Origin of the sequence: Klebsiella sp. C239, assembly GCF_048822715.1 — a bacterium.
GTDB lineage: Bacteria > Pseudomonadota > Gammaproteobacteria > Enterobacterales > Enterobacteriaceae > Klebsiella > Klebsiella quasipneumoniae.
The window spans coordinates 164759-190740 of the sequence record NZ_JBMEZK010000005.1; the positions used below are offsets into that span (position 1 = coordinate 164759).

Annotated in this window: 21 protein-coding genes, 1 tRNA gene and 1 pseudogene; 13 read left to right on the forward strand and 10 right to left on the reverse strand. The window is 56.6% G+C overall.

The window, feature by feature from the left end:
* Positions 1-39 precede the first annotated feature (39 nt).
* The gene (gene yccX, locus ACOI6Z_RS15235) at positions 40-321 is read left to right on the forward strand and encodes an acylphosphatase (protein WP_004201446.1); all 282 of its coding nucleotides are present in this window, start codon (positions 40-42) and stop codon (positions 319-321) included.
* Here the strand turns inward: yccX and tusE are convergent.
* Both tusE and yccA read right to left on the reverse strand, forming a co-directional pair.
* Positions 318-647, reverse strand: a complete 330-nt coding sequence (gene tusE, locus ACOI6Z_RS15240) for a sulfurtransferase TusE (protein ID WP_050532900.1) — start codon at positions 645-647, stop codon at positions 318-320. The two genes, yccX and tusE, sit on opposite strands and share 4 nt — an antisense overlap.
* An 87-nt stretch (positions 648-734) precedes the next feature.
* Entirely contained in the window at positions 735-1394 is a 660-nt protein-coding gene (gene yccA, locus ACOI6Z_RS15245; RefSeq protein WP_002898458.1) for an FtsH protease modulator YccA, read from the reverse strand.
* Between the two features lie 268 nt (positions 1395-1662).
* Here yccA and ACOI6Z_RS15250 point away from each other — a divergent pair, with 268 nt between their 5' ends.
* The 4 genes from ACOI6Z_RS15250 to ACOI6Z_RS15265 all read left to right on the forward strand — a co-directional run bounded on the left by ACOI6Z_RS15250 (position 1663) and on the right by ACOI6Z_RS15265 (position 6683).
* On the forward strand, positions 1663-3324 hold the full coding sequence (locus ACOI6Z_RS15250; RefSeq protein ID WP_065812138.1) for an ABC transporter substrate-binding protein: 1662 nt from the start codon (positions 1663-1665) through the stop codon (positions 3322-3324).
* Positions 3325-3443: 119 nt separating this feature from the next.
* Positions 3444-3531, forward strand: a tRNA-Ser gene (locus tag ACOI6Z_RS15255).
* Between the two features lie 320 nt (positions 3532-3851).
* The gene (locus ACOI6Z_RS15260) at positions 3852-6278 is read left to right on the forward strand and encodes a glycogen/starch/alpha-glucan phosphorylase (protein ID WP_065812137.1); all 2427 of its coding nucleotides are present in this window, start codon (positions 3852-3854) and stop codon (positions 6276-6278) included.
* A 63-nt stretch (positions 6279-6341) separates the two neighbouring features.
* Positions 6342-6683 (forward strand): STAS domain-containing protein, encoded by a 342-nt coding sequence (locus tag ACOI6Z_RS15265; RefSeq protein ID WP_065812136.1) that lies wholly within the window; start codon positions 6342-6344, stop codon positions 6681-6683.
* 44 nt (positions 6684-6727) lie between these two features.
* Here the strand turns inward: ACOI6Z_RS15265 and ACOI6Z_RS15270 are convergent, their stop codons facing one another.
* Positions 6728-7537, reverse strand: coding sequence for an EAL domain-containing protein (locus tag ACOI6Z_RS15270; RefSeq protein WP_224252777.1), 810 nt, complete (start codon positions 7535-7537; stop codon positions 6728-6730).
* Positions 7538-7648: 111 nt separating this feature from the next.
* Positions 7649-8263 (reverse strand): annotated as a pseudogene (locus ACOI6Z_RS15275) (CSS-motif domain-containing protein); the annotation flags it as partial.
* Positions 8264-8665: 402 nt separating this feature from the next.
* Here ACOI6Z_RS15275 and ACOI6Z_RS15280 point away from each other — a divergent pair.
* From ACOI6Z_RS15280 to ACOI6Z_RS15295, 4 genes are all read left to right on the forward strand, one after another.
* Positions 8666-9682, forward strand: a complete 1017-nt coding sequence (locus tag ACOI6Z_RS15280; protein ID WP_032455292.1) for an iron ABC transporter substrate-binding protein — start codon at positions 8666-8668, stop codon at positions 9680-9682.
* A gap of 21 nt (positions 9683-9703) precedes the next feature.
* The gene (locus tag ACOI6Z_RS15285; RefSeq protein WP_065812135.1) at positions 9704-11278 is read left to right on the forward strand and encodes an ABC transporter permease; all 1575 of its coding nucleotides are present in this window, start codon (positions 9704-9706) and stop codon (positions 11276-11278) included.
* A 1-nt stretch (position 11279) separates the two neighbouring features.
* Positions 11280-12308 (forward strand): ABC transporter ATP-binding protein, encoded by a 1029-nt coding sequence (locus ACOI6Z_RS15290; protein WP_023289069.1) that lies wholly within the window; start codon positions 11280-11282, stop codon positions 12306-12308.
* 244 nt (positions 12309-12552) lie between these two features.
* Positions 12553-13452 carry a GGDEF domain-containing protein gene (locus ACOI6Z_RS15295; RefSeq protein ID WP_064158249.1) on the forward strand — a complete coding sequence of 300 codons (900 nt, stop codon included), beginning with the start codon at positions 12553-12555 and terminating at the stop codon, positions 13450-13452.
* A gap of 17 nt (positions 13453-13469) precedes the next feature.
* On the opposite strand, the gene ACOI6Z_RS15300 is transcribed toward ACOI6Z_RS15295, so the two are convergent.
* A complete protein-coding gene (locus ACOI6Z_RS15300) occupies positions 13470-14303 on the reverse strand; it encodes a helix-turn-helix transcriptional regulator (protein WP_023289071.1) in 834 nt (277 codons plus the stop codon).
* Between the two features lie 261 nt (positions 14304-14564).
* On the opposite strand from ACOI6Z_RS15300, the gene ACOI6Z_RS15305 reads away from it, so the two are divergent.
* The gene (locus ACOI6Z_RS15305; protein WP_065812134.1) at positions 14565-15332 is read left to right on the forward strand and encodes a phytanoyl-CoA dioxygenase family protein; all 768 of its coding nucleotides are present in this window, start codon (positions 14565-14567) and stop codon (positions 15330-15332) included.
* Positions 15333-15345: 13 nt separating this feature from the next.
* On the opposite strand, the gene ACOI6Z_RS15310 is transcribed toward ACOI6Z_RS15305, so the two are convergent.
* The 5 genes from ACOI6Z_RS15310 to ACOI6Z_RS15330 are packed head-to-tail and all read right to left on the reverse strand — an operon-like array spanning position 15346 to position 20309.
* Positions 15346-15687 carry a PTS fructose-like transporter subunit IIB gene (locus ACOI6Z_RS15310; protein WP_023289073.1) on the reverse strand — a complete coding sequence of 114 codons (342 nt, stop codon included), beginning with the start codon at positions 15685-15687 and terminating at the stop codon, positions 15346-15348.
* A gap of 15 nt (positions 15688-15702) precedes the next feature.
* Positions 15703-16578: a [formate-C-acetyltransferase]-activating enzyme gene (locus ACOI6Z_RS15315; protein ID WP_032455296.1), complete on the reverse strand. Its 876-nt coding sequence runs from the start codon at positions 16576-16578 to the stop codon at positions 15703-15705.
* Positions 16544-18841, reverse strand: a complete 2298-nt coding sequence (locus tag ACOI6Z_RS15320) for a formate C-acetyltransferase (RefSeq protein ID WP_065812133.1) — start codon at positions 18839-18841, stop codon at positions 16544-16546. Before ACOI6Z_RS15320 ends, ACOI6Z_RS15315 begins: the two co-directional genes overlap by 35 nt.
* Before the next feature lie 50 nt (positions 18842-18891).
* Positions 18892-19212 carry a PTS fructose-like transporter subunit IIB gene (locus ACOI6Z_RS15325; protein WP_065812132.1) on the reverse strand — a complete coding sequence of 107 codons (321 nt, stop codon included), beginning with the start codon at positions 19210-19212 and terminating at the stop codon, positions 18892-18894.
* Positions 19213-19232: 20 nt separating this feature from the next.
* A complete protein-coding gene (locus ACOI6Z_RS15330; RefSeq protein WP_065812131.1) occupies positions 19233-20309 on the reverse strand; it encodes a PTS fructose transporter subunit EIIC in 1077 nt (358 codons plus the stop codon).
* A 309-nt stretch (positions 20310-20618) separates the two neighbouring features.
* Between ACOI6Z_RS15330 and ptsP the strand changes: the two genes are divergently transcribed.
* From ptsP to ACOI6Z_RS15345, 3 genes are all read left to right on the forward strand, one after another.
* Positions 20619-23120 (forward strand): phosphoenolpyruvate--protein phosphotransferase, encoded by a 2502-nt coding sequence (gene ptsP / locus ACOI6Z_RS15335; protein ID WP_065812130.1) that lies wholly within the window; start codon positions 20619-20621, stop codon positions 23118-23120.
* A 275-nt stretch (positions 23121-23395) separates the two neighbouring features.
* Positions 23396-25132: an FAD-dependent oxidoreductase gene (locus ACOI6Z_RS15340; protein ID WP_101995798.1), complete on the forward strand. Its 1737-nt coding sequence runs from the start codon at positions 23396-23398 to the stop codon at positions 25130-25132.
* A gap of 85 nt (positions 25133-25217) precedes the next feature.
* Positions 25218-25973, forward strand: a complete 756-nt coding sequence (locus ACOI6Z_RS15345; RefSeq protein ID WP_023289080.1) for an SDR family NAD(P)-dependent oxidoreductase — start codon at positions 25218-25220, stop codon at positions 25971-25973.
* Positions 25974-25982 lie beyond the last annotated feature (9 nt).

Sequence of the window (25982 nt, forward strand, 5' to 3'; positions counted from 1 at the left end):
CTATCCTCAGCGTAAAGGGTGAGCGAAAAGGAGACGATGATGGCCAGTATCTGCACGATGGCATGGGTTTACGGTTCGGTTCAGGGCGTAGGGTTTCGCTATTCGACACAGCGGGAAGCGCTGCAGCTGGGATTGACCGGCTATGCCCGTAATCTGGACGACGGCGGCGTGGAAGTGCTTGCCTGCGGCGAGGCGGAGCAGGTGGAGAAACTCATCGCCTGGCTGAAAGCCGGTGGGCCGCGCAGCGCGCGGGTTGACCGAGTGTTGACTGAACCCCATCAACCCACCCGCAGCTGGGACAAGTTCGCGATCCTCTATTAGATGCACTTCACCGGCTTCGGCAGACCGGCGATTTTGGTCGCTTGTTTGGCGGGGCCTTTCGGAAACAGGCGATAGAGATAGCGGCTGTTGCCTTTCTCTTCGCCAAACTTGTTGGCCATCGCCTTTACCAGCATGCGGATCGCTGGTGAGGTGTTGAATTCAAGGTAAAACTCGCGCACAAAGCGCACCACTTCCCAGTGCTCAACGGTGAGCGTTATCCCTTCCTGCGCGGCGATGACGTCGGCCATCGCCTCGCTCCACTGGGTGGTATCTTTCAGATAGCCTTCGCTATCCGTCTCAATTTCGTTGCCTTCAAAAATAAACATAATTTTTCACATACCGCCTGAAACTGGCCGCAGTGTAGCAAAAAAAAAGGCCCCGCATAAGCGAGGCCTTTGTTAGCAGGGGAACGGTTAGTCCCGGCTGGCGAAGCCCAGGATGCTCAGCAGGCTGACAAAGATGTTGTACAGCGAGACATACAGGCTGACCGTGGCGCGAATGTAGTTGGTTTCACCACCGCGGATGATGTTGCTGGTCTCGAACAGGATGGCGCCCGAAGAGATCAGGATGAACACCGCGCTAATCGCCAGGTGCAGCGCCGGCAGCTGCAGGAACAGGTTAGCGACCATACCAATCAGCACCACGACCACGCCGGCCATCAGCATCCCGCCGAGGAAAGACATATCTTTGCGCGTCGTCAGCACGTAGGCCGAGCAGCAGAAGAAGACCAGCGCCGTACCGCCCAGCGCCAGGCCGATCAAATCGCCCATGCCGGCAGAAAGGTACGCGTTCAGCATCGGTCCAAGGATATAGCCGAGGAACCCGGTGAAGGCGAAGGCGGAAATAATCCCGGTGGGCTTATTCGCCGTTTTATAGGTCAGGAACATCAGACCGTACATCCCCACGAGGGTTAAAATCAGCCCCGGGGAAGGAAGCATCAGCACCGTGCTGGCGGTAGCGGTGATGGCGGAAAACGCCAGCGTCAGGCTGAGCAGGAAGTAGGTGTTACGCAGAACCTTGTGCGTGCTGAGCAGCGAGGAACGGTCACGCGATGATGTAATTATGCGATCCATGAGTCACTCTCTTATGACAGATGTAATTAGGTATAAAGAATAAGAAAAACAAGCGTGAAGCCCTAATGCTTTTACCCATCTTTACTTAGCTTTTGCCGCTTTTGACTAGCATAAAATTCTGCATGGATTGGAAAAAGCGATATGTTTTCGCGTTTCGCTTCGGTGAGCCGATCGAAATCTTATAGGTTACTGAAAAATATTGCTTTATTGAAATTCTGCGACTAAGTGTGGAAGGGGGAATAACTCCGTATGTTAAAGGCAAAGGGAAATGACATTACATCAAAACAATCACATCACGCGAACGCTGCTGGCAGTCAGTATGATAGCCATGATCGGCGGGGCGCAGGCGGCGCAGGCGGCGCAGGTGCCGCCGGGCACCCAGCTGGCGGAAAAGCAGGAGCTGGTCAGAAATAACGGCAGTGAACCAGCCTCGCTCGATCCGCACAAAGTCGAGAGCGACGTTGAAAATAATATTATTAGCGATCTCTTTGAAGGTCTGGTCAGCGTATCGCCTGCGGGGGCGGTCGAGCCCCGGCTGGCGGAACGCTGGGAAAACAAGGACAACCAGCTGTGGACCTTCCATTTACGTCCCGGCCTGACCTGGTCCGACGGCACGGCCATCACGGCGCAGGATATCGTCTGGAGCTGGCAACGGCTGGTCTCGCCAGCCACCGCCTCCCCCTATGCAAGCTACCCCGGCAATATGCATATCACCAACGCCCGAGAGATTGCCCTGGGGCAAAAGGGCCCCGAGACGCTGGGGGTGAAAGCCCTAAACGACACCACGCTGCAGGTTACCCTGACTCAGCCGAATGCTGCCTTCCTGGCGATGCTGGCGCACCCCGCGCTGGTGCCGATCGACAAAGTGCTGGTGGAGCGTTTTGCCGATAAATGGACCCGGCCAGAGCATATCGTCACCAGCGGGCCCTATAAGCTGACCCAATGGGTGGTGAATGAACGGCTGGTGGCTGAACGTAATGTGAAGTACTGGGACAATGCGCACACGGTTATCAATAAAGTCACTTACCTGCCAGTCTCTTCCGAGGCCGCCGATGTCAATCGCTACAAAGCGGGGGAGATCGATATTGTTTACACGGTGCCGATCAATCAGTTTGCGCAGTTGCAGAAAACCATGGGCGACCAGCTGGACGTTTCGCCACAGTTGGCGACCTATTACTACGAGTTCAATACCACCCGGCCGCCGTTTAACGACGCGCGCGTGCGTCGGGCGCTGAATATGGCGCTTGATAAAGATATCATTGCCGGAAAAGTACTCGGCCAGGGCCAGCGCCCGGCCTGGGTGATCAGTCAGCCGGATATTGGCGGCGTGACGCTACACAACCCGGACTATGCCAGCTGGCCGCGCGAGAAGCGGATTGCCGAGGCGAAAAAACTGCTGGCGCAGGCAGGGTACGATGAGCGGCACCCACTGGTCTTTACCCTGCTATATAACACCTACGAGTCACATCAGCGCATCGCCATCGCCGCCAGCTCTATGTGGAAGAAAAACCTCGGCGTCGAGGTGAAGCTGCAGAACCAGGAGTGGAAGACGATGCTGGATACGATGCATACGCATAATTTTGACGCCGTCCGCTACGCGTGGATTGCCGACTACGACGATGCCGCCTCCTTCCTCAATACCTTCCGCACCGGGGATAGCGAGAACACCAGTCAGTACAGCAACCTGGCTTACGATGAGGCGCTGCACAACGCGGCGAAAGCCACCGACGTGGCGACCCGCGGCAAATACTATCAGCAGGCGGAAGATCTGCTGGCGCAGGATGTCCCCGCCATTCCGGTCTATCACTATGTGCGTACCCATTTAGTGAAGCCCTGGGTGGGCGGCTTCACGCCGGACAAACTGGGGTACTACTACACCAAAGATATGTACATAAAGAAACTGCCGTCCACGAGCGGTAGTGGGCGCTGATTTTCTGTGCGAACTGCCTTAAATTCAGACGAATAACACAGATTTGTTTGTTTTTAAGGCAGTTGAACAAAATGGTGCTTTACAGCATCCGCCGAGGTGTTTATAGTGCGCCTCACACCGGAAGTGTGGCCGAGCGGTTGAAGGCACCGGTCTTGAAAACCGGCGACCCGAAAGGGTTCCAGAGTTCGAATCTCTGCGCTTCCGCCATATAAAAGAAGGGGTTACCGAAAGGTAACCCCTTTTTGCTTTTCCCTTTGACCATCCCAACCGCGCTTCATCCTGACCTTCGACTTCGCAAACCCGCCATGCGAAATCTCGTTGACTCTGTCAGCGCCGCAGCGTAATCAGCTGGCGAAAATAAAACCACCAATCCGTTTAAAAGGAGGAATGTTAATTGTTCCGAAGCACGATATAAGCGAATTGATGCTCAGGAATAAAAACTTTCCGCAAAAAACTTCGTCTATACTTGGAAAAATGATGATTTACCTGCCACGGTTTTACGCAGAAAAGAGACCAGTGAGGTCAGCATGCCTGTCATTAATCCGCAAGATATCAAAGAATTACGGGCGTTGGTTGAACAGCAATTAAAATACACGCTGTGTGTCAGCTTAAATAAAGCCACGCAAGGCGATATTTTTAACGCGGTGGCGCTGGCCATTCGTCATTTTCAGCAGGACCATTTTCTGTCGAGCCAGGCGCGGCAGCGCGAAGCGCGAAAAAAGCGAGTTTACTACCTGTCGATGGAGTTTTTACTCGGCCAGTCGCTGCGTAATAACCTGGTGAATATGAATTTACTGTCGGAGATGCGCCAGGTGGTCAATGACCTGGGGTTTGATCTTGAACGCCTCCTTGACGAGGAGCCTGACGCCGCGCTGGGTAACGGCGGGTTAGGGCGCTTAGCCGCTTGCTTTATCGACTCGATGGCCACCCTTGACATTGCAGCGTCCGGGCATGGCATCAAATACGAATATGGCCTTTTTCGCCAGTCATTTCAAAACGATCAGCAGATCGAACATCCTGATGACTGGCACTCCATGCATTCCCCATGGCTGGTGGAGCATCACGCCCAGCACATTCTGATCCCGCTGGGGGGGTATATCGAGCACAGCGAAGATATAGATGGTAATTACAACCCGATGTGGCTCGGCTGGAAAACTATCGTTGGTATTCCCCATGACTATTTTGTTTCCGGCTACCGGGATACGACCACCAACAAGCTGCGTCTCTACAGCGCGGTAGCCTCTGACTCCTTTAATATCCATATTTTTAATCGCGGCGATTATATCAAGGCGGTGAGTGAAAAAATCGCCTCGGAGAATATTTCAAAAATACTCTATCCTTCCGATGAGGTGCTGACCGGAAAAGAGCTGCGGCTGACCCAAGAATATTTTCTGGTGGCCTGTACGCTGCGGGATATATTTCGTGACTACGCTGAGGTTAATGACGACATTACTTTGCTGGCGCAGCATGTGGCTATTCAGCTTAATGACACCCATCCGGCATTGGCGGTGGTGGAGCTGATGCGGATCCTCGTGGACGAATACCGACTGCCCTGGGAGCAGGCGTGGGAGATAACGCAAAATACCTGCGCCTACACCAATCATACGCTGATGCCGGAAGCGCTGGAGACCTGGCCGGTGTCGTTGTTTGAGAAACTTCTGCCGCGTCATTTGCAGATTATATTTGAGATTAACCACCGCTTTCTCGAAGCGGTGGCCCGGCGCTGGCCGGATAAAAATCATCTGTTATCTTCGCTGTCTTTAATTGACGAACATCATGATAAGCAAATCCGCATGGCTAATCTGGCCATTGTCGGTAGCCATCGCGTGAATGGGGTGGCGTGGCTGCACTCAGAATTGGTCAAAAAACAGCTGGTGCCTGATTTCTATTTTATCACCCCGGAGAAATTCATTAATCAGACCAACGGCGTCACACCGCGTCGTTGGGTGCAGCAGGCTAACCCTGGGCTGGCAGAGTTTTTGCACCAACAATTGGGGGAGGGGTGGCCAACCGATTTACCCCAGCTCTCCCGTCTGGAAAACCTGGTGGACGATCCGGCCGTTATTGACAATATCCGGGCCATAAAATTTGCCAACAAAACCGCGCTCAGCCAGCTGGTGGCGCAACGCTACGGCATCCCGCTGGATCCGCTGGCCATGTTTGACTGTCAGGTCAAACGTATTCACGAATACAAACGACAGTTACTCAATATTCTTCACGTGATCGCGCTGTACCTGGAGATCAAAGAGGCAGGGAGAACGATTGCGCCTAAGGTTCATTTGTTTGCGGGTAAAGCGGCGCCGGGCTACCGGATGGCTAAGCTGATTATTCAGTTGATTAATACCGTTGCCCGAAAAATTAACAGTGACCCGCAGGTCGCCGGGCAGCTTAAAGTGGTTTTCCTCGAAGATTATAAAGTCTCGCTGGCGGAAAAAATTATTCCCGCCACGGATCTCTCTGAGCAAATTTCCACCGCCGGAACCGAGGCGTCCGGCACCAGCAATATGAAGTTCGCCATGAACGGCGCGTTAACTATCGGCACCTATGATGGGGCGAATATCGAAATCCGCGAGGCAGTGGGGATCGATAATTTTTATCTGTTTGGCGCGGTGGCGGAAGAGATTGAAGAGAGCCGACGCCTCGGGCATCACCATGCGTTCTATCATCAGAATCCTGCTATCGCGCGAGTGGTCGATAGCCTGGTGTCCGGGCAGTTTACCGCCGATCGCGAACGGTTTGCGCCGCTGCATCAGATGCTGACGGGGGCCGATCATTACTGCCATCTGCTGGATTTCGACAGTTATTGTCAGGTGCAACAGCAGGCGATGGCTGATTTTGAACAACCGGATCGCTGGCACCGCCGGGCCTTGCTCAACATTTGCCGGATGGGGGAGTTTTCCAGCGACAGAACCATCCGCGGCTACGCCAGGGATATCTGGGGCATCACCCGCTAAAAAAGCACACGCCAAACAGAACTGAGTCGCGTTGACAGGTGTCAGCCAACATTGAGGATAAAGATGAACGTTGAATTACATACTGAGCAGGGCGTCAAAATTATCGTGCCCCTGGTGCGTCGACTGGATGCTTCCGTTGTCTCGGCGTTTAAGCAGCAGGTCCTCGAGGCCATCGACGGGGAGACGAAAAACGTACTGCTGGATCTGAGCCATGTCGAGTTTATCGACAGCAGTTGCCTGGGTGCCCTGGTATCCATACTCAAGAGCATCAGTGGGCAGGGAGAGCTGGTGCTGTGTTCGCTCAACGGGACGATCCAGAACCTGTTCAAGCTTACCCGTATGGATCGTATCTTTTCTATTAAAGAGAACCGTCAGGAGGCGCTGAACCTGTTTGCTCAGGGATGAGGTTTGTTCAGGGCAGGATTGCCGCCGGGTTACTGACCGCCCGCTTATTCTTCGATAATCCGTGCCTTCGGTTTACTCAGCAGGAGCATCACCAGCGCGACGTAGGGCATCGGCTTCCAGAAGAAGTAGCCCTGCAGCAGAGGAATATTCTGGCGATTGAGGTAATCCAGCTGGGCCTGGGTTTCAACGCCCTCGGCAATGATGCGCAGTGAAAGCGTTCGGGCCATCTCTATCACGCAGTCCAGCAGCTTGCTTGACGGCGTCTCTCCGGTCACGCGACCGACAAAGCTCTGATCGATTTTAATGTAATCAAACACCAGTTCGTGCAGATAGGAAAGCCCGGAATAGCCGGTACCAAAGTCGTCCAGCGCGATGGAAAACCCGCAGTTGTGTAACCTGTTGAGCTTGTCGACCACCGCCCCATTGAGTAACAGCGGTTCCTGCTCGGTGATCTCCAGCATCAGCTTTACCGCTTTACCCTCAAAGCCGCGCTGAAAGTGCAGACAATCATCGATAAACGTCGGCGAGTTAATATGCGACGCGCTGATGTTGAGGCCGATATGAAACCCATCCGGTAGTTTATTAAAGAGCGGTCTCATCTGGGCGGTTACCTGCGCCATCAGGCTGCGGGTCAGCGGAATAATTAAGCCGGTACGCTCGGCCAGCGGTATAAATTCAGCAGGTGAACGCGAGGGCGTGGTGGTGTTTTGCCAGCGTGCCAGTATTTCCACACCGTATATCTCACCGGTTTTCCCGTTCACCAAAGGCTGGTAGTAGGGAACGATATAGCCCTGGGCGATGGCGTAGCGCAACTTTTCCTCTTCAGAGGTGTAAACATTGAGAAATTTACGCATCAGAAAATAAAACAGCAGCGAAACAGAGAAAATAAAAATCAGCAAACCGGCGCCATTATTCACCAGGCGGCCGGGGCTTAAAAAAGATGACTCGGGATAGGCAATGCGAAACGGATAGGCCGGCGAGGTAAAAACGCTCCGGCTTGGATCCGCAGCCTGTGGCTGGACATCGCCATGCCTGGTAATCATTTGATCCTGAACCCATAGGGCCAGCCCATTGCTATCCGAATCGCTATATAGCGCATCGCGCAGATGGACGTCGCTGATAGTGACAATCACCCGGATCTGCGCTGAGTGCGTCTGATAGATCAGCACCGGACGCTTATTGACCATCATTCTGGCCGGGAGCAGCATCAGAGGTTCGTCAGATAAAGAAACAGGGCTGAGCGTCAGGACCCGGTTGCCGGGCAGGGACGAGCACCACACCTGGCCCTCTTTTATCAGCATAATGGTGCGCAGATGCGGCTGCAGGGCGGCCTCCGTTCCGAGCTGAAACTGACCCTGTTCCGAGCACCCGCTGCGGCTAACGTTCATCGCCGTCACCGTTGCTGTGCGGGCCTCATCCAGAATAACGGCGATTTTCGTCGCCGCCTGGCGGGCGGCGGCGACATGGGCGGCCTGGTCGGAATGCCACAGTTGCCAGTTAATGACGAACACGCCAGCCAGAAATACCACCAGCGCGAGGGAAAAGGCAATCCATGCGTTTCGCCGCTTTATCTCTTTCATTTATCGTGCGTGCCAGGGTGAGTGTGCATAAAGTTAACCATCCCTCTGACGGTAAAGGCTTTTTAATGATCGTAGAAGGGGGATATCTTTCGTGATGACGGCGCATATTAAAAACATGATCAGTATCACAATACCCGCCGGCAAAGACCGCAGATAACGTGCAGAGGCGGCTGCTCTGTCACGAAGGCAATAAAATAATCGCAGCTTAATGTTTTCTTAATCTAAATTTCGGGAACGGATGGTTTTAAGCATTTTCTAATCCCTAATAACAGACCGGCGCTATTTTTTGCTTTTTTAAGTTTATGATAATTGTTTTCATTATCATTCTTTTTTTGCTGTGATTTAATCCTCTCCGCTCAGGCTATTTACCATTAATTGCCCTATTTCATTAAGGATGCGTTCATGAAATCTCGCTTATCGCCCCTCCGCACGGCAGCGCTGGTTGCCGCTTCTCTGTTTCTGGCGCCGCAAGGGATGGCGGCTGACGGTCAGGACGGGATTGTGGTCTACAACGCCCAACACGAAAATCTGGTGAAGTCGTGGGTGGATGGATTTACGAAAGAGACCGGTATTAAAGTCACGTTGCGCAATGGTGATGACAGCGAGCTGGGTAATCAGCTGGTTCAGGAAGGCGCCGCGTCGCCAGCCGATGTGTTTCTGACCGAGAACTCGCCGTCGATGGTGCTGGTTGATAATGCCAAACTTTTCGCCCCGCTGGATGCGGCGACCCTGCAGCAGGTTCCGGCGCAGTACCGCCCTCAGCACGGTCGCTGGATCGGCATCGCCGCGCGCAGCACCGTCTTCGTCTATAACCCGGCGAAAATCAGCGAGGCGCAGCTGCCGCACTCGCTGATGGATCTGGCAAAACCGGAGTGGAAGGGCCGCTGGGCGGCTTCGCCATCGGGGGCGGATTTCCAGGCTATCGTCAGCGCGATGCTGGCGCTGAAGGGCGAGCAGGCGACCCTCGACTGGCTGAAGGCGATGAAAACCAACTTTGTCGCCTATAAAGGCAACAGCACGGTGATGAAAGCGGTCAACGCCGGGCAGATCGACGGCGGGGTGATCTACCATTACTATCGCTTCGTTGACCAGTCAAAAACCGGCGAGAACAGCAAAAACACCCAACTGTATTACTTCAAACACCAGGATCCAGGGGCCTTCGTCAGCATTTCCGGCGGCGGCGTGCTGGCCTCCAGCAAACATAAAGCGCAGGCGCAGGCCTTTATTAAATGGATCACCGGTAAGCAGGGACAGGATGCGCTGCGCACCAATAACGCCTTCGAATATGCGGTGGGGGTAGACGCGGCCTCTAACCCGAAACTGACCCCGCTGAAAGATCTGGATGCCCCGAAGGTAGAACCTTCCTCGCTGAACAGTAAAAAGGTCATTGAACTGATGACGCAGGCTGGCCTGCTCTGATCCTGAGGAAGTGATGTTGCTATGTCTGTTCTGAGTCTGTCGCTCGGAAAGAAAACAGGACGCCTGCCCGAGCGCAGGCGTCCTGCATTTCCGATGGTTGCCTTAGCGCTCCTGTTTTCATTGCTGGCGCTGTTGCCGTTAGGGTTTGTGGTGGCGGTCGGATTCGATACCGGCTGGCCGACAATCAAAGCGCTGGTCTTTCGCCCGCGGGTAGGCGAGCTGCTCAGCAATACCCTGTGGCTGACGGTGCTGGCGGTCCCCATCAGCATTGTGCTTGGCGTGACGCTGGCCTGGCTGACGGAACGTACCGCGCTGGCCGGGCGGCAGCTGTGGTCGGCGCTGGCGGTGGCCCCGCTGACCATTCCAGCCTTTGTTCAGAGCTACGCGTGGGTCAGCGCTGCGCCCTCGCTGCATGGCCTGGGCGCCGGGGTGTTTCTTTCCGTGCTGGCCTACTATCCGTTTATCTATATGCCGGTGGCGGCCGTGCTGCGCCGACTCGATCCCACGCTTGAAGATGTCGCCGCATCGCTGGGCACTCCGCCGTGGAAAGTGTTCTTTCGGGTGGTCCTCCCGCAGCTGCGGCTGGCTATCTGCGGCGGTGCGCTGCTGGTGGCTCTGCATCTGCTGGCGGAATATGGTCTGTATGTGATGATCCGCTTCGATACTTTCACTACCGCCATTTACGATCAGTTCCAGTCGACCTTCAGCGGTCCGGCCGCCAATATGCTGGCGGGCGTGCTGGCTCTGTGCTGTCTGGCGATCCTGCTGCTGGAGAGCGCTTCGCGCGGTAAAGCGCGCTATGCGCGTATCGGCGCCGGGGCGGCGCGCGAGCAGAAGCGCCTGGTGCTGGGTAAAGGGGCCGCTTTCGGCGCGCAGCTGCTGCTTCTGTTGCTGGTGTTGCTGGCGATGGGGGTGCCGTTGCTGGTCCTGGGACGCTGGCTGTGGCTGGGCGGTATCGACAACTGGCTGCATGCCGATCTGTGGCATTCCCTGCGTCAAACGTTGCTGCTGGGGGCGGGCGGGGCGCTGCTGACGACGGTCTGCGCGATCCCCATCGCCTGGCTCGGCGTGCGCTATCCGCGTCCGCTGTTCCGCCTGCTGGAGGGGTGTAATTACATCACCAGCTCGCTGCCCGGCATCGTGACCGCGCTGGCGCTGGTCACCGTCACCATCCACTATGCCCGTCCGGTGTACCAGACAGAAGTGACGCTGTTTCTGGCCTATTTGCTGATGTTTATGCCGCGGGCGCTGATTAACCTGCGCGCCGGTATCGCCCAGGCGCCGGTGGAGCTGGAAAACGTCGCCCGCAGTCTCGGACGCAGCCCGGCCCGCGCCCTGTGGAGTATCACCATGCGGCTTGCCGCCCCGGGGGCGGCCGCCGGCGCCGCGCTGGTGTTCCTCGGCGTCAGCAATGAGCTGACCGCCACGCTGCTGCTCTCGCCGTTAGGCACCCGCACGTTGTCGACCGGATTCTGGGCGTTAACCAGCGAGATCGACTACGTGGCGGCGGCGCCCTACGCGCTGTTGATGATCGTCATTTCGCTGCCGCTGACGGCGGTTCTCTATATGCAGTCGAAAAAAATGGCAGGGTTGTAACATGCTGGAATTGTCTTCTGTTTCGAAATCCTTCGCCGACGCGCAGGTCCTCGATAATATACATCTTCAGGTGGCGCCGGGTAGCCGGACGGCTATAGTGGGTCCGTCGGGTTCGGGAAAAACCACGCTGCTGCGCATTCTCGCCGGTTTCGAAACGCCCGACAGCGGGCGGATCGTGATGCACGGCGCGCCGCTGTTTGCCGAGGGCGTGTTTGTTCCTGCCCACCAGCGACGGATCGGCTACGTTCCGCAGGAGGGGGCGCTGTTTCCTCACCTCAATGTGGCGGACAATATCGCCTGGGGACTGGACGCCAGCCGCGAGGAAAAACGTCGCCGGGTGGGCGCGCTGATGGAGATGGTCGCCCTCGACCACAGCCTGGCGCGCCACTGGCCGCATGAGATCTCCGGGGGCCAGCAGCAGCGTGTGGCTCTGGCTCGCGCCCTGGCCCAGCAGCCGGCGCTGATGCTGCTCGATGAACCCTTTTCTGCCCTGGACACCGGACTACGCGCCAGCACGCGCAAAGCGACCGCCGATCTGCTGGCGGAGACCGGTATCGCCTCGATTCTGGTGACCCATGACCAAACCGAAGCGCTGTCGTTCGCCACACAGGTGGCGGTGATGCGCCAGGGGCGTTTCGCCCAGGTGGGGACCCCGCTGGCGGTTTACGCGCAGCCGGTGGATGAAGAGACGGCGCTGTTTCTCGGCGATGCCCTGATCCTCCCCGCACGGCTGAGCCCCGGGCGGGCCAGCTGCGCGCTGGGCGACCTGGCGACAGACGCAGGACATCCTGCTGGTGAAGGTAAGGTGATGTTGCGTCCGGAACAGCTGAGCGTCAGCGTGAGCGGGCCGCAGGAAAGTACCGCCACCATCCGCGATGTTGATTTCTCCGGCCAGCTCTCCACGCTGACGCTGTCGATGTCCGGGCACGATCGGCCGATTGTCCTGCGAACCGTAAGCCAGCCGGCGTGGCAGCCCGGCGCGACGGTGCGACTGACGGTCAGCGGCAAGGCGCGAGTGTTCAGCGGCTAATCTCTGAGCAGGCGCCGCCGGTTATCGGTGGCGCCGCACGGAAAGCTAATCAGCTGATGGATTTAGCCGATAGTATCCGCGCCACTGACCTCGTCGCCATGGAGTGGTAGTACGTTGGAACAATTCCGCGGGGTCAGTCTACCTCACCGCCGTTTTGTCGGCGCGTCGCTTTTTCATTCGTCCCGCTGCGCTTAACTGCTATCCTGTCCCGCGATCGGCCCTGTGGTTACCATGAGACATCGCTATGCCTGAATGCCTTATTCCTGCGAAACGCCCCATTCCGTCCGCTTTGGCGCGGGGTACGCTACTGCCTGCGCTGCTGGTTATCGTCGCCGTCGCTGTCGGCTGTGCGCTGGTGTCGCCGCCCATCGGCACGTGGCGAGAAATCCTGGCCAACCCCGGGCTCTATATCGATATGCTGGCGCTGCTGTTTCTGGTGTTTATGCTGTGGAGCTCAGCGAAGGTGCGGATGAGCCATATTGCCGTCAACTGGGTGCGCTATGGGCTGCTGCTGTGGATTGCCGGCGGCACGTTCGATGTGATGGATGAGATGGTGGTTCAGCCGCGCTGGATGGGCTACTACTGCGAAGATCTGCTGCGCCTCTCCGGGATGCTGCTGACCGTGGTGGGCGTCTACAAAATTATTGAGCGCATCAACCTGCTGTACGTTGACGCGCGCTCGCAATCCCTAAAAGATGAGCTCACTCAGTTGCCCAACCGCCGCTTTTTTATCGATACCATTCGCGAAAAGTCCGGTCATGCGTTGGGGCTCATGATCCTGGATATCGATTTTTTTAAGAAAATCAACGATACCTGGGGCCACCTGGTGGGGGATGAAGTGTTATTTTCCCTGGGGAAACAGCTGGCGAAACTGACCAGCGAGCAGGTCCTGCCGGCGCGTATCGGTGGGGAAGAGTTTGCCATTATCGTCGATGGCCTGTCGGAGCCTGAGCTGCACGATCTGGCGCAGGCGATCCTCGACAATGCCCGCACCATCCTGATCAATCATCAAACACCGCTGTCGATCAGCATTGGCGTTGGAACCTGGCGGCCGGGCGAAGCGCAGGAGACGTTTATCCGCAAAGTCGACGAGGCGTTGTACAAGGCCAAGCACAACGGGCGCGGGCGCGTGGAGTGGGCGTAATATTCCGACACGGCAGGTTAGGCCTGCTGCGCGCTGCGGCAGTGTCGCCGATACTCTGACGGCGAACGCTCGGTGTAGCGTTTGAAGACCCGGCAAAAATAGTTGCTGTCGACAAAGCCGCAGTTATGGGCGATCTCTTTCACCTTCAGGTCATAGCCGCGCAGCAGCTGTTTTGCCTTTTCAAGGCGCACCCGGGTCAGATATTCGTTAAATCCCACCGAGCCTGATTTCTGGAAAATATGCGAAAGATAGTTGGGCGTGATGTGAAAACGTCTGGCCACTGATTCCCGCGTCAGCGGCAGGCTCAGATTTTCCTCGAGATAGTCCTGAACGGCAAGAAACAGATCCCGGCTGCGACTGACGCGCATTTCCAGCCCAACCAGCTGTTCGCGACAGTGGCTCAGTAGCGCGGCGACCACCAGCCGGGCGGTCAGCGGATCGGGCTGCAGGCTGACTTCATTCAGGCTCAGCAGCAGGTAAGAGCCCACGCGCGGCCCGAGGCGGGCAACGCTTTGCTTCTCCGTGTGCAGGCTTTTCCCGTCCCAGCGCTGAATACTGAATCCCAGTTTCTGCCGGCCAAACAGGATACTCAGGGTAGTGGCCGGGCCGGTCCACTGCGGCAGCGTCCACTTTCCCGCCTGCACGTAGAGTACCTGCAGCGCGGTTAACGTCGAAGCGGCTAGCGGCAGCCCCTGTTCATTAAGCTGACCCTCCAGCACAATTTCCAGACGTGGAAACGGTACGTTGAAGGCAAGGGCAGGCACGGAGATATCCGGCTCAGGAAATCTCACCTGTAAGCGATCTTTTTGACCGATTAACCGATGCAGTATATCCGGCAGATCTTCAATCATTCTTTGCCCTCAGCATGCGCATTATCCTGTTGATGATAATCTATTTTTTCCTCCCCGGCAGCGTTTGTTAAGCCATTTTGCGCGGTGGATTCCCGGTCAGCTACAGCACAGGCATCGCCGAAAACGTGATTGTTGACGCCCATCACACTTTGTTGGCTCGCGTACGTATGTCCAGTTTTTCGTAGCGCTCGCCTCCTGTCATGCCGCGGATGGACCAGTAGAGTTTGTTTGTGTTATCGGAACGTTAAAAAGGAACGCAACATGAACTTATCATCAGCTAGCTTTCTCGATGCGTTAGGCGCCAGCCTGGCGCTCAGCGCGCAAATGAAACACGAGCTCGACACCCTCGGCTACACCGTTGTGCATAATGTCGTTGACGCCCAGTGGCTGAGCGAAATGCGACGGCTAATTGATACCCTGGTTGAGCGCGAAGGCGACAATCTGGCGATGGAACATCATCAGGAAGCGACCGCGACGCGGATTGCCAACCTGGTGAATAAGGGGGTTATCTGGGAGAAAGTCTGGGCTCATCCGCTGATCCTCTCCGCCTGCCGCTATATCTTCGACGGCGATTTTAAAATCTCCAGCCTGAACGCGCGCGAGGCGTTATATAACGGCGGCCACCAGCCGCTGCACGCCGACTGGAAAAAGCCGCGCCCGGATTTTCCCAAAGTCCACCTGGTGAATACCATCTGGGCGATAGACGATTTGAGCGCCGCCAACGGCGCGCCGCGGATTATCCCCGGTACCCACCTGCGTCCTGAGCTCCCGGAAGAGGTACTGGCCGACCCGGAGCAGACCCACCCTGATGAAATCGTGTTTGCTGCGCCGGCCGGGAGCGTGATGATTTACAACGCTCACGCCTGGCACGGCGGCACGCGTAATCGTGAGGGCAGCAGACGACGGGTGCTGCATGGGTTATACATCGATCGCGCGGATACGCCGCAGCAGGACCAGCGGCGCTGGCTGACGCCCGAGACGGCCAGCCGCCTGACGCCCGCGCAAAAGTGGTTGCTGGATGTAGAGTAAGGCCCGTCGCCGGTCAGGGAAGTTCAACATAGACGACCGGCTTTTTCATGATGCTTTTTACGGCCTCGACGATCTGCTGCGGCTGCAGCAGGAAGCTCTTGATGCTGGTTTTAATCGTCCGCAGGCCGCGAAAGCGCTGGGCGTCGTCAATTTCGATATCCGTCACCAGCAGCACCACTTCGGCGCGGGCGATATCTTCTGCGGTAATGCGATTTTCAACGCCGAGCGCGCCCTGAGTTTCCACCTTAAGATGCCATTTTTCATGATGACCGACCTTTTCCAGCCGTTCGGCAGCCATATAGGTGTGCGCCACTCCGCTGACGCAGGCGGTGACGGCGATAATATTGAAGTCCATAACATCCTCCTGGCGTTAACCGCCGATAGTGACGTGGAATCCGGCCGCTTCGGCCATTACCCGATAAGGTTGAATGTCCGCTTCGTCAGGCGCTTTCACCCTGGCCAGCGCCCAGGGTTTGCCCAGCAGACGGTATTTGGGCTCGCCGTATTGATGAAATGGCAGCAGGTGCAATTCTGTAAGATTAAAAGGTGCGAGAAAGTTCAGAATCTGGCGAAAATTATCGACGCTCATGGTATAGCCCGGGATCAGCGGCACGCGTGGGATGAGGTTGATCTCTCTAGCCGCCAGCTGGCGAAAATTATCCAGTACCCGCGGCTGATTGATTCGCAGTAGCGACAATGCCCGCTCAGGTTCCATGATTTTAAAATCAAATAACACCTCGTCGCAGGCTTCAGCCACCGGTAAAAAACGGTTGAAGGGCCCGTCGCCAGCGGTTTCGATGGCGGTGCGGATCCCCCACTGGCGCAGGCGCTGGAGAAAGCGGGCGGCAAATTCGGCCTGCATGAGCACTTCACCGCCGGAGAGGGTGACACCGCCGCCGGAGGCGCGGAAGAAGACTTCATCCTTCAGCACCTCCTGAAGGAGGTTATCCAGCGTCATGTCGCGACCGATCTGCTCCCATGCCCCGGAGGGACACTCGGCGACATCCTGCTGGCAGCGGGCGCAACCCAGGCATTTACTCTGCCGGCGCAGGGTCTGGATCCTGGGTGAAATTGACTCCGGATTGGCGCACCACGGGCAGGTGTGGGGGCAGCCTTTGAAAAAGACCACCGTGCGGATCCCCTGGCCATCGTTGAGGGAGTAGCGCTGCAGATTAAAAATGCGCGCCCGGTCGGCGCGCGTCTCCATCACCTCACAGCTGATGCGCGGTGCGGCGGATAATGTCATCCTGAATCTCCTTCGACAGCTCAACAAAGAAGGCGCTGTAGCCCGCGACGCGCACCACCAGGCCGGCAAAGTCCTGCGGCCGTTGCTGCGCTTCACGCAGAGTGTCGGCATTGACCACGTTAAACTGAATATGCTGCAGCTTGAGCTTGCAGAAAGCCTGTAAAAAGTCTGCCAGCTTGTTTAGCCCGCCGTCGCCGGCCAGCGTCGCCGGGGTAAATTTAACGTTGAGCAGCGTACCGTTCGACAGCAGATAGTTATCCAGCTTGCTGACTGATTTCAGCACCGCCGTCGGCCCCTGGGCATCCTGGCCGACCATTGGCGACAGGCCGCCGTCCGCTAACTGTTCGCCAGCCAGCCGCCCGTCCGGGGTAGCCCCCACCACCGAGCCCAGCGGCACGTGCGCCGAGACGGTATAGGAGCCGGGCGTAAAACGCCCGCCGCGCGGATTCAGATATTGTTCCACCTCTTTGCAGTAAAAGCGCAGCAGATCGGCGCTGATATTATCGACGTCGTCGATATCGTTGCCGTATTTTTCAAAACGGTTGATCAACCGGGCGCGGATTTTCTCTCCCTCTGGCGTCTGGAAGTTGGCTTTCAGTACCGCCATCAGTTGGTCAAAGCTAAGGCGCTGCTGGTCAAAGACCATCCCCTTCAGGGCATAAAGCGAATCGCTCAGGTTGGCGATCCCGATGCCCTGGACGCCGGAGAAGTTATAGCGCGCTCCGCCGGCGGTGATGTCTTTACCGTGCTGCACGCAATCTTTAATGAACGAGGAGAGGAGAGGCACTGGCGCCCAGTCGCGATGGCCGATATCGCAGATATTGCTGCCCTCGACCATCAGCTTGATGTAATAGCGAATTTTGTCGCGCATCTGGCGGATAAGCCCTTCCCAGCTGACCTCCGGTTGTCCTTCATTTTCCTGCAGAACAAGTTCCATGACCTTCAGCAGGTTGAACATGGCGATATCATGCAGGCCGTAGGTGCGGCCGGGGATCGACAACTCGACGCAGCCGACCACCGCGTAGTCGCGGGCGTCTTCCAGCGACACGCCGCGATTGAGGAAGGCGGGGATCACCACCTCGTCGTTGAAAATCTGTGGAATGCCGGTGCCCAGGCGGATGGTTTCGGCGGTTTTACGCAGGAACGGGCGGTCAATCAGCTCGTTCACCCGCACGCCAAGATTCGGCTGCGGCAATTGCACGTTTTGATAGGCATCGAGGCATAAAAATGACAGCACGTTGACCGCGCTGCGCCCGGTTTCCGTTAGCCCACCGAGCAGGGCGGTATACCCGGTGGGAAAACCGGCGAAATAGCGTGCGCTACTGGAGGAGCGCAGCAGGACGATGTCGTTGCATTTTACCCAAAGCGACTCCAGCAGCTCCTTGAGCGACGCCGGATCCTGTCCTTGATTCAGCGACGCCTGATAAAACGGCAGCATGTACTGGTCAAAACGGCCGAGCGAAATGGAGCTGGCATTGGATTCGTACTGCAGAATGATGTTCATATACCAGAACAGCTGGCAGGCCTGGGGGAAGTCCGTTGGCCGGTGCTGCGCATTGTGGCGCGAAATCGCGGCGATGGTTAACAGCTCCCGCTGACGCTGCGGATCCTGACAGTGTCCAGCCATCTCCTCGGCCAGCGCGGCGTAGCGCAGAATATGGCGCTGAGAGGCCTCCAGCAGGATCAATACCGCCTGATAAAAAGGGTTATCAGGCTGCCGGGCACAGTGTGATTGCATCTCCGCAACCAGCGCGTCCAGGCCATTATTCAACAGGTGCGGATAGTCGATAATGATATGGCCCTGGCCTTTATCGGTCTGGTTCACGCTGAATATTTGGGTGCTGACGGCGGCTTTGACCTCGTCGGTCATCTGGCCGTTGATGAAATCTTTCATTGAGCGCTTTTCCCAGTAGGGGAACAGCGTTTCCCGATAGACGCGCTTATCTTCTTCGCTTATCGCGAAGCGGTCCTGCGGTCGGGTCGGGAAGGTGTCGAGCTCGTTAAGCAGCCAGTAGGGATCCATCTCCGGCGACATAATGCCGGCCCGCGGTTTGATGGTACGGTTGCCGGCAATCAGTTCATCATCACGAATCGAAATGTCTACCTTATCGAGGATCCAGGCGGTGGCCTTCGCCCGGCGAATAATCACCGGCTCGCCCTCCGTTTGCCGATGGCTGGCGGTATAGAGCAGGGCGCGTTCAAGTGATATTTCGCGCGGTTGGGCGAACAGGCTGGCTTTCAGGCGTTGAGTACGATTCGTCATGACAAACTCCATGTTGTGGCGAAGGGCGCGCGGGCGCCCCTTTTAAGGCTTCAGGCTCGTTGGGAAAGGTGGCTGTCTATCTTGTTCATGATCGCGTCGGCGCGTTTGACCGCATCGCTGATATTGACGCGTACGATAGTTTTCCCGGCAAAACGCTCTTCGAATTTGATACCGATATCTTTGGTCAGAATGACCATATCGGCGGCGGCGATCTCTTCCGCGGTCAGCTCGTTTTCAATGCCGATAGAGCCCTGGGTTTCAATTTTGACCTGCCAGCCTTTGGCTTTGGCGGCGCTTTCTAACGATTCGGCGGCCATATAGGTGTGAGCCACACCCGACGGGCAGGCGGTGACAGCGATAATGTGGGTCATAATCTGTTCCTTCCAGTCTGTTAGTTAATTTCAAAATCAAGGTCTAATTCGTCGTCGGCTTTGGCGTCAGACAATTTCTTTTTAGCCAGCGCTTTCAGCACAATGACGCAGGCGGCGCTGACGCAGGCGCCGACCAGCAGCGCGGCGATAAAGCCGAGTTTGCCCTGGACCACCGGCAGCACGATGAGCCCGCCCCAGCCGGCGTAACACTGGGCGCCCAACAGCGCCGCGGTGACGCAGCCGCTGGCCGCGCCAATCATATTGGCCGGAATAACGCGCAGCGGGTCGGCAGCGGCAAAGGGAATCGCCCCTTCGGTGACCCCGACGCAGCCCATCACCAGCGCCGCTTTGCCGGTTTCCCTCTCTTCGGCGGTGAAATATTTGCGGCCGATCAGCGTCGCCAGTCCCATCCCCAGCGGCGGTACGGCGATGCCGACGGCGGCGATAGCCACTACGCTGTAGACCCCCTGTGAAACGCAGATCAGCATGAAGGCGTAGGCCACTTTGTTCACCGGGCCGCCCATATCAAACGCCAGCATCAGGCCCATAATGATGGCCAGCACCACGATGCTGCCTTCGCGCATGCCCTGCAGCCAGTTGGTCAGGTTTGCCGTGAGCGCGCCTACCGGTTCGCCGAGCCCCCACATCATGATCCCGGCAGTAATAAAGGTGCCGATGATGGGAATAATGAAAATCGGCATCACCGAGCGCAGCACCTTGTGGACCGGTATTTTTTTCAGGTAATAGACCACCAGACCGCCGATCATCCCAGCGATCAGCGCGCCAAAGAAGCCGGCGCCGAAGCTGTTACCTACCCAGGCGCCGATGGCGCAGGGGGCCAGCGCGGCGCGGTCAGCGATGGAGTAGCCAATGTAGGCGGCGAGAAAAGGGACCATCAGCGTCAGGCCGGCGACGCCAATATCAAACAGTTTCTTCAGGTTGGGATCGGTGGCGGCATCCGGAACCGCACCTTTGCCATACAACATGACGGACACCGCCAGCAGGATCCCGCCGGAGACCACGAAGGGGATCATATGTGACACGCCGGTCATCAGATGCTGGCGAGTATTTTTTAGTATTTGCACCAGTTCGTTCATTGCTTGCTCCTGAGCGCTGTAGGGCCCGTGACAGTATTGATGGCTCAACATTAGAAAAAGGGCGCCGCATAAAACAGTAGAGAAAAAGTGCATTTACTGGATATTTGTAAGGTTAGAAAAGAATTGCGATCCACCTCAAATCTTAGTGATGACAGGAGGAGTGAGCGCTAAAAGGGTGGAATTGTGATGGCGGGCATAAAAAAGTATCGTGTGTACAATAGTCCAGTAATTGCCAGTTTTGTCACCTAGTCCACTTGACCATCTTTCATTACCTTTTGGGGAATTAATGGATTACTCAGGAGGAAGGCGATGGCTCTGGTCATTGAATTTACATGTGATTTGCCCAACGGCGTGCATGCGCGTCCGGCCAGTCTGGTCGAAACGCTGTGTAACCGTTTTTCATCGGCAATTGAGTGGCGGAACCTGCGCTGCGATACCGGTGGTAATGCCAAAAGCGCGTTGGCGGTCATCGGCACGAACACCCTGAAGGGCGACACCTGCCAGTTGCTTATCAGCGGCGAAGATGAAGCCGGGGCTTACGCCGCGTTAACGGCCTTTCTGCGTGATGAATTTCCTCACTGCGACGCGCCGCTGCCTACGGCACAAGCGCTGGACGTCCAGCCGGTGCCGGAGTCACTCTCACGCCTGAACCCGACGCTGTTCCATGCCAGTCCGGTCTGCGCCGGCAGCGCGGGGGGCAGACTCATCCATCTAAAATCCCGCGATTTGCACGAGCTTGGCGCACTGCCCGTCGCCAGCAGTCCTGAACAGGAGCAGGCGGCACTGGATAACGGCCTGCGCCTGCTGGTGAAAGATATCGAACTGCGGCTGCTGGACAATGACGGCACCGCCAGCGCGATACTGGAAGCTCACCGTTCGCTGGCGACGGATGCCTCGCTGCGCCAGCATCTGCTCGGCGGGATCCTCACCGGTCTCAGCTGCGCCCAGGCGATCGTCGCCACCAGCGACCACTTCTGCGCCCAGTTCCGCGATTCCGGCAGCAGCTATCTGCAGGAGCGGGTGCTGGATGTGCGCGATGTCTGCTTCCAGCTGTTGCAGCATATCTACGGCGAAGCCCGTTTCCCGGCGCCGGGTCAACTGCGGGAAGCCGCCATTTGCCTTGCCGACGAACTCACCCCCAGCCAGTTCCTCGAACTGGATAAAACGCATCTCAAAGGGCTGCTGCTGCGCAGCGGCGGCACTACGTCGCACACCGTGATCCTCGCCCGCTCATTCAATATCCCGACCCTGGTGGGGGTTGACCTCGACGCACTGTTGCCGTGGGAGGATACCCAGGTGCAGATCGACGGCAACGCGGGGCTGCTGGTGGTCGACCTGAGTCCGGCGGTGGCGCGCTACTATCAGCAGGAGTCGTGGGTTCAGGCGCAGATCCAGCAACAGCAGCAGGTATGGCTGGATAAGGCGGGGCAGACGGAAGACGGTATCCGCGTCGAGATCGCGGCGAACATCGCCCATTCGGTAGAGGCGGTGGCGGCCTTCAACAACGGCGCGCAGTCGGTTGGCCTGTTCCGCACGGAGATGCTCTATATGGACCGGCCCGGCGCGCCATCGGAAGACGAACTCTACAACATTTTCTGCCAGGCGCTGGAGCCTGCCGCCGGGCGCAGCATTATCGTGCGGACTATGGATATCGGCGGTGATAAGCCGGTGGCCTACCTCAATATTCCGGCGGAAAATAACCCTTTCCTCGGCTACCGCGCGGTGCGCATCTATGAAGAGTACCAGGCGCTGTTTCATACTCAGCTGCGGGCGATTCTACGCGCTTCGGCGCACGGCTCGCTGAAGATCATGATCCCGATGATTTCCTCAATGGAAGAGATCCTGTGGGTGAAAGAGCGGTTGGCGGAGGCCAAACAGTCGCTGCGCGTCGAACAGATCCCGTTTGATGAAAAAATCCCGCTGGGCATCATGCTGGAGGTGCCGTCGGTGATGTTCATCATCGATCAGTGCTGCGAAGAGGTGGACTTCTTTAGCATCGGCAGCAATGACTTAACGCAGTATCTGCTGGCGGTCGATCGCGATAATGCGAAAGTGACGCGCCATTACAACAGTCTCAACCCGGCCTTCCTGCGTGCGCTGGACTATGCCGTGCAGGCGGCGCACCGGCAGGGGAAATGGATCGGCCTGTGCGGCGAGCTGGGGGCCAAAGGTTCGGTGCTGCCGCTGCTGGTCGGCCTCGGGCTGGATGAACTGAGCATGAGCGCGCCGACGATCCCGGCGACCAAAGCGCGTCTGGCGCAGCTGGACAGCCGCGCCTGCCGTCAGCTGCTGAATCAGGCGATGCAGTGCCGTACCTCGCTGGAAGTGGAGCATCTGTTGGCCCAGTTCCGCATGCGCCAGCAGGATGTGCCGTTGATTAGCCGCCAGTGCATCACCCTCAACAGTGACTGGCGCAGCAAGGAGGAGGTGCTGAAGGGGATGACGGATAACCTGCTGCTGGCCGGGCGCTGCCGCTATCCACGCAAGCTGGAGGCCGATCTCTGGGCCCGCGAGGCGGTGTTCTCCACCGGGCTGGGCTTCAGTTTTGCCATTCCGCATAGTAAATCCGAGCATATTGAGCAGTCGACCATTAGCGTCGCCCGCCTGGCGCAGCCGGTGAAGTGGGGTGATGAAGAAGCGCAGTTTGTGATTATGCTGACGCTAAACAAGCATTCGGCGGGCGACCAGCATATGCGCATCTTCTCGCGCCTGGCGCGGCGCATTATGCACGCCGAGTTCCGCCAGGCGCTGGTATCCGCAGAGAGCAGCGAGGCTATCGCAACGTTGCTCCAGCGTGAGCTTGAGATTTAAACTACTGAACTTTAGGGTTTTTTATCGTTTTTTTTGCACTGCCCATTTTATTTGCAATGAATTTTGCTGTGATTTCATTCCCCGTCACTCCTCTCTCACTTACCTCAGACCACACCGAAAGGTGTGGTTTTTTTATACATTTTTGTAACATCGATCGCAAATTTATAATTACACAATAACAAATTGTTTGATCATTATGTAATTCAGCGTTAGTTTGCCTGCGAAGAAAATCCATATTGACCGTCCGGGGTGGGCGAGAAACAAAGGGGGATTCGATGACTAAAGAGCAAGAGTTTCACTGCGACGTACTGGTGGTCGGTAGCGGTGCGGCAGGTATGTCAGCGGCAGTAAGTGCGGCACATCAGGGGCTGAATGTACTGATTGTGGAAAAAGCAGCGCGTTTCGGTGGCACTGCTGCCCGATCTGGTGGGTGGGTATGGATCCCGGGCAGCGATCAGGCTAAAGCCTGGGGCCATCTTGATTCAATTGAGTCGGTGAAGCGTTACTTAAAGAATGAAGGGGGAGCCAGCTATAACGAAGAACGAGTGGATGCATTCTTGCGTCATGGCCCGCAAGCCGCCGCCTTCTTTAGCCAGGATACCGCAGTCAAATTTGAAATGCCTCTCACTTTCCCTGATTACCATGCTGAAGCTCCCGGGGCAGCGCAGGGAGGACGCTCCATGGTGGCGAAGCCGTTCGATGCTCGTCAGTTGGGGAAACATTTGGCCCAATTGGAACCTCCGCTACCTGAATTGACAGTGTTTGGCATGATGATTGGGTCGGGCAACGATATTCGCCACTTTATGAAAGCGACGCGTTCGCTGGAGTCCGCCATCTACGCCACGAAGCGTTTAACTAAACATTTTTGGCAAACGTTGACCTGTGGACGAGGCATGACCTTAACCAACGGTAATGCTCTGATGGGCAGATTAGCTAAATCGGTCTTTGATAAGAATGTGCCGCTCTGGCTGAATTCACCCGTCAGGGAGTTGATCCTTAAAGAGGGGGCGGTCATTGGCGCAAAGGTAGAAAAAGAAGGATCGTTATATACGGTCTACGCATCGCGCGGTGTGGTGCTGGCCGCCGGCGGTTTTTCTCATGATATTAAGAGACGAAGCGAACACTATCCCCATACGCCAACCGGGAAGGAACACTGGAGCCCGACAGCCGAAACCAATACCGGCGACAGCCTGAATATGTTTGAAAATATCGGTGGGAGAGTCGATAGCCATTTGCCAAACGCCGCCGCATGGGCACCGATATCGTTAACCCGACGACCGGACGGCGGTCAGGGAGTGATGCCACACTTTATTGATCGGGCAAAGCCAGGCGTTATCGCGGTGACTCGTCAGGGACGCCGTTTCACTAACGAAGCCAACTCCTATCATGATTTCGTGCAGGCAATGATCAACGTTAGGGATGCTAAAAGTGAAGTTTGTGCCTGGTTAGTTTGCGATCGCCGAACTCTCAGACGCTACGGGCTGGGATGTGTCGCGCCATTTCCGCTACCGTTGAAACGCCATTTGACCTCCGGCTATCTCCTTGAAGGGCGCACGCTGGAAGCATTGGCGGAAAAAGCGGGCATTGAGGTGGCACAGTTTAAGGCGACGGTGGAGGAATATAACCGTTATGCCGCCTACGGTCAGGATCCGATCTTTGGTAAAGGTTCAAAAGCCTATAACCGTTATCAGGGCGATGCTTTGCATAATCCTAATCCTTGCATCAATACCATTGAGCGCGGGCCTTTTTATGCGGTGAAGGTTTTACCTGGTGATATCGGGACCTACAACGGTATCCCGGTTGATGCGGATAACCGTGTTCTGGATCAGCAGAAGAAGCCCATCCGCGGCCTGTTCGCCATTGGTAACGATGCCACTAGCATCATGGGCGGTAATTACCCGGGGGCAGGTATTACCCTGGGACCGGCATTAACTTTCGGATATGCCGTGGGTCAGTATTTGGCTCACTGCAGCACCCCTTCAGTCTCCGAGACGATAAAAAAAGCATCCTGATGCTTTAGCTATTTTTCTTGCCTCCGGATGCGCTCTTTCACGCATCCGGAAGGATGGGTTATTACTCTTGTTGAAGAACACGATTATGCAAATTGCACCATTATTTGATTTAAGCGGTAAGAAAATACTCATCACCGGGGCGGCAAAAGGTAATGGCGCCGCCTTAGCGCGCGGGATGTCGGATGCCGGGGCAGAAGTCATATTGGTCGATGTCGATGACAAAGGCGTGCAGCGTTTAGCAGATACGTTTAGAGCAGAAGGGCGATTAGCCAGTGCGTACCGGCTTGACGTTAGCCAGATCGAAGGATGTCTGCAGCTTGCTGAGGAGGTAGGGGATATCGATGTATTAATCAATAATGCAGGACTGTTGAAGCGGATCCCCTTTGCATCGGCATCTGTTTACGAGGCCTTTGCCGTCACGCTCGCCGTGAATGTTCATGGTCCTTTTAATATGACCCGTGCATTTTTACCTGCCTTAAAAAGACGGCGTGGAAATATTATTAATATTGCTTCTATCCAGTCCTTTGTCGCCGCACCAACCTCACCCACCTATGCCATCTCTAAAGGCGCGCTGGCGCAGTTAACCCGGACGCTTGCTGCGGAACTGGCGACGGATAATATACGTGTAAACGCCATTGCTCCGGGAATGATCGCGACAGAAATGTCGGCAAGTACAAGGGATAATGAAGAGGTTATGCAGCGTTTTTTGCAGCACGTGCCGATGAAGCGTGCCGCGCAACCTGATGAACTTATTGGCCCTGCGACTTTTCTCGCTTCGTCTGCTGCCAGCTATGTGACCGGTGTGATATTGCCTGTAGACGGAGGATATCTGGTGAGCTGATGGATTACC

Coding starts and splice junctions, on each gene's coding strand:
- yccX (WP_004201446.1), top strand. CDS start 40: ATGGCCAGTATCTGCACGATGGCATGGGTTTACGGTTCGGTTCAGGGC.
- tusE (WP_050532900.1), bottom strand. CDS start 647: ATGTTTATTTTTGAAGGCAACGAAATTGAGACGGATAGCGAAGGCTAT.
- yccA (WP_002898458.1), bottom strand. CDS start 1,394: ATGGATCGCATAATTACATCATCGCGTGACCGTTCCTCGCTGCTCAGC.
- ACOI6Z_RS15250 (WP_065812138.1), top strand. CDS start 1,663: ATGACATTACATCAAAACAATCACATCACGCGAACGCTGCTGGCAGTC.
- ACOI6Z_RS15260 (WP_065812137.1), top strand. CDS start 3,852: ATGCCTGTCATTAATCCGCAAGATATCAAAGAATTACGGGCGTTGGTT.
- ACOI6Z_RS15265 (WP_065812136.1), top strand. CDS start 6,342: ATGAACGTTGAATTACATACTGAGCAGGGCGTCAAAATTATCGTGCCC.
- ACOI6Z_RS15270 (WP_224252777.1), bottom strand. CDS start 7,537: ATGCGTAAATTTCTCAATGTTTACACCTCTGAAGAGGAAAAGTTGCGC.
- ACOI6Z_RS15280 (WP_032455292.1), top strand. CDS start 8,666: ATGAAATCTCGCTTATCGCCCCTCCGCACGGCAGCGCTGGTTGCCGCT.
- ACOI6Z_RS15285 (WP_065812135.1), top strand. CDS start 9,704: ATGTCTGTTCTGAGTCTGTCGCTCGGAAAGAAAACAGGACGCCTGCCC.
- ACOI6Z_RS15290 (WP_023289069.1), top strand. CDS start 11,280: ATGCTGGAATTGTCTTCTGTTTCGAAATCCTTCGCCGACGCGCAGGTC.
- ACOI6Z_RS15295 (WP_064158249.1), top strand. CDS start 12,553: ATGCCTGAATGCCTTATTCCTGCGAAACGCCCCATTCCGTCCGCTTTG.
- ACOI6Z_RS15300 (WP_023289071.1), bottom strand. CDS start 14,303: ATGATTGAAGATCTGCCGGATATACTGCATCGGTTAATCGGTCAAAAA.
- ACOI6Z_RS15305 (WP_065812134.1), top strand. CDS start 14,565: ATGAACTTATCATCAGCTAGCTTTCTCGATGCGTTAGGCGCCAGCCTG.
- ACOI6Z_RS15310 (WP_023289073.1), bottom strand. CDS start 15,687: ATGGACTTCAATATTATCGCCGTCACCGCCTGCGTCAGCGGAGTGGCG.
- ACOI6Z_RS15315 (WP_032455296.1), bottom strand. CDS start 16,578: ATGACATTATCCGCCGCACCGCGCATCAGCTGTGAGGTGATGGAGACG.
- ACOI6Z_RS15320 (WP_065812133.1), bottom strand. CDS start 18,841: ATGACGAATCGTACTCAACGCCTGAAAGCCAGCCTGTTCGCCCAACCG.
- ACOI6Z_RS15325 (WP_065812132.1), bottom strand. CDS start 19,212: ATGACCCACATTATCGCTGTCACCGCCTGCCCGTCGGGTGTGGCTCAC.
- ACOI6Z_RS15330 (WP_065812131.1), bottom strand. CDS start 20,309: ATGAACGAACTGGTGCAAATACTAAAAAATACTCGCCAGCATCTGATG.
- ptsP (WP_065812130.1), top strand. CDS start 20,619: ATGGCTCTGGTCATTGAATTTACATGTGATTTGCCCAACGGCGTGCAT.
- ACOI6Z_RS15340 (WP_101995798.1), top strand. CDS start 23,396: ATGACTAAAGAGCAAGAGTTTCACTGCGACGTACTGGTGGTCGGTAGC.
- ACOI6Z_RS15345 (WP_023289080.1), top strand. CDS start 25,218: ATGCAAATTGCACCATTATTTGATTTAAGCGGTAAGAAAATACTCATC.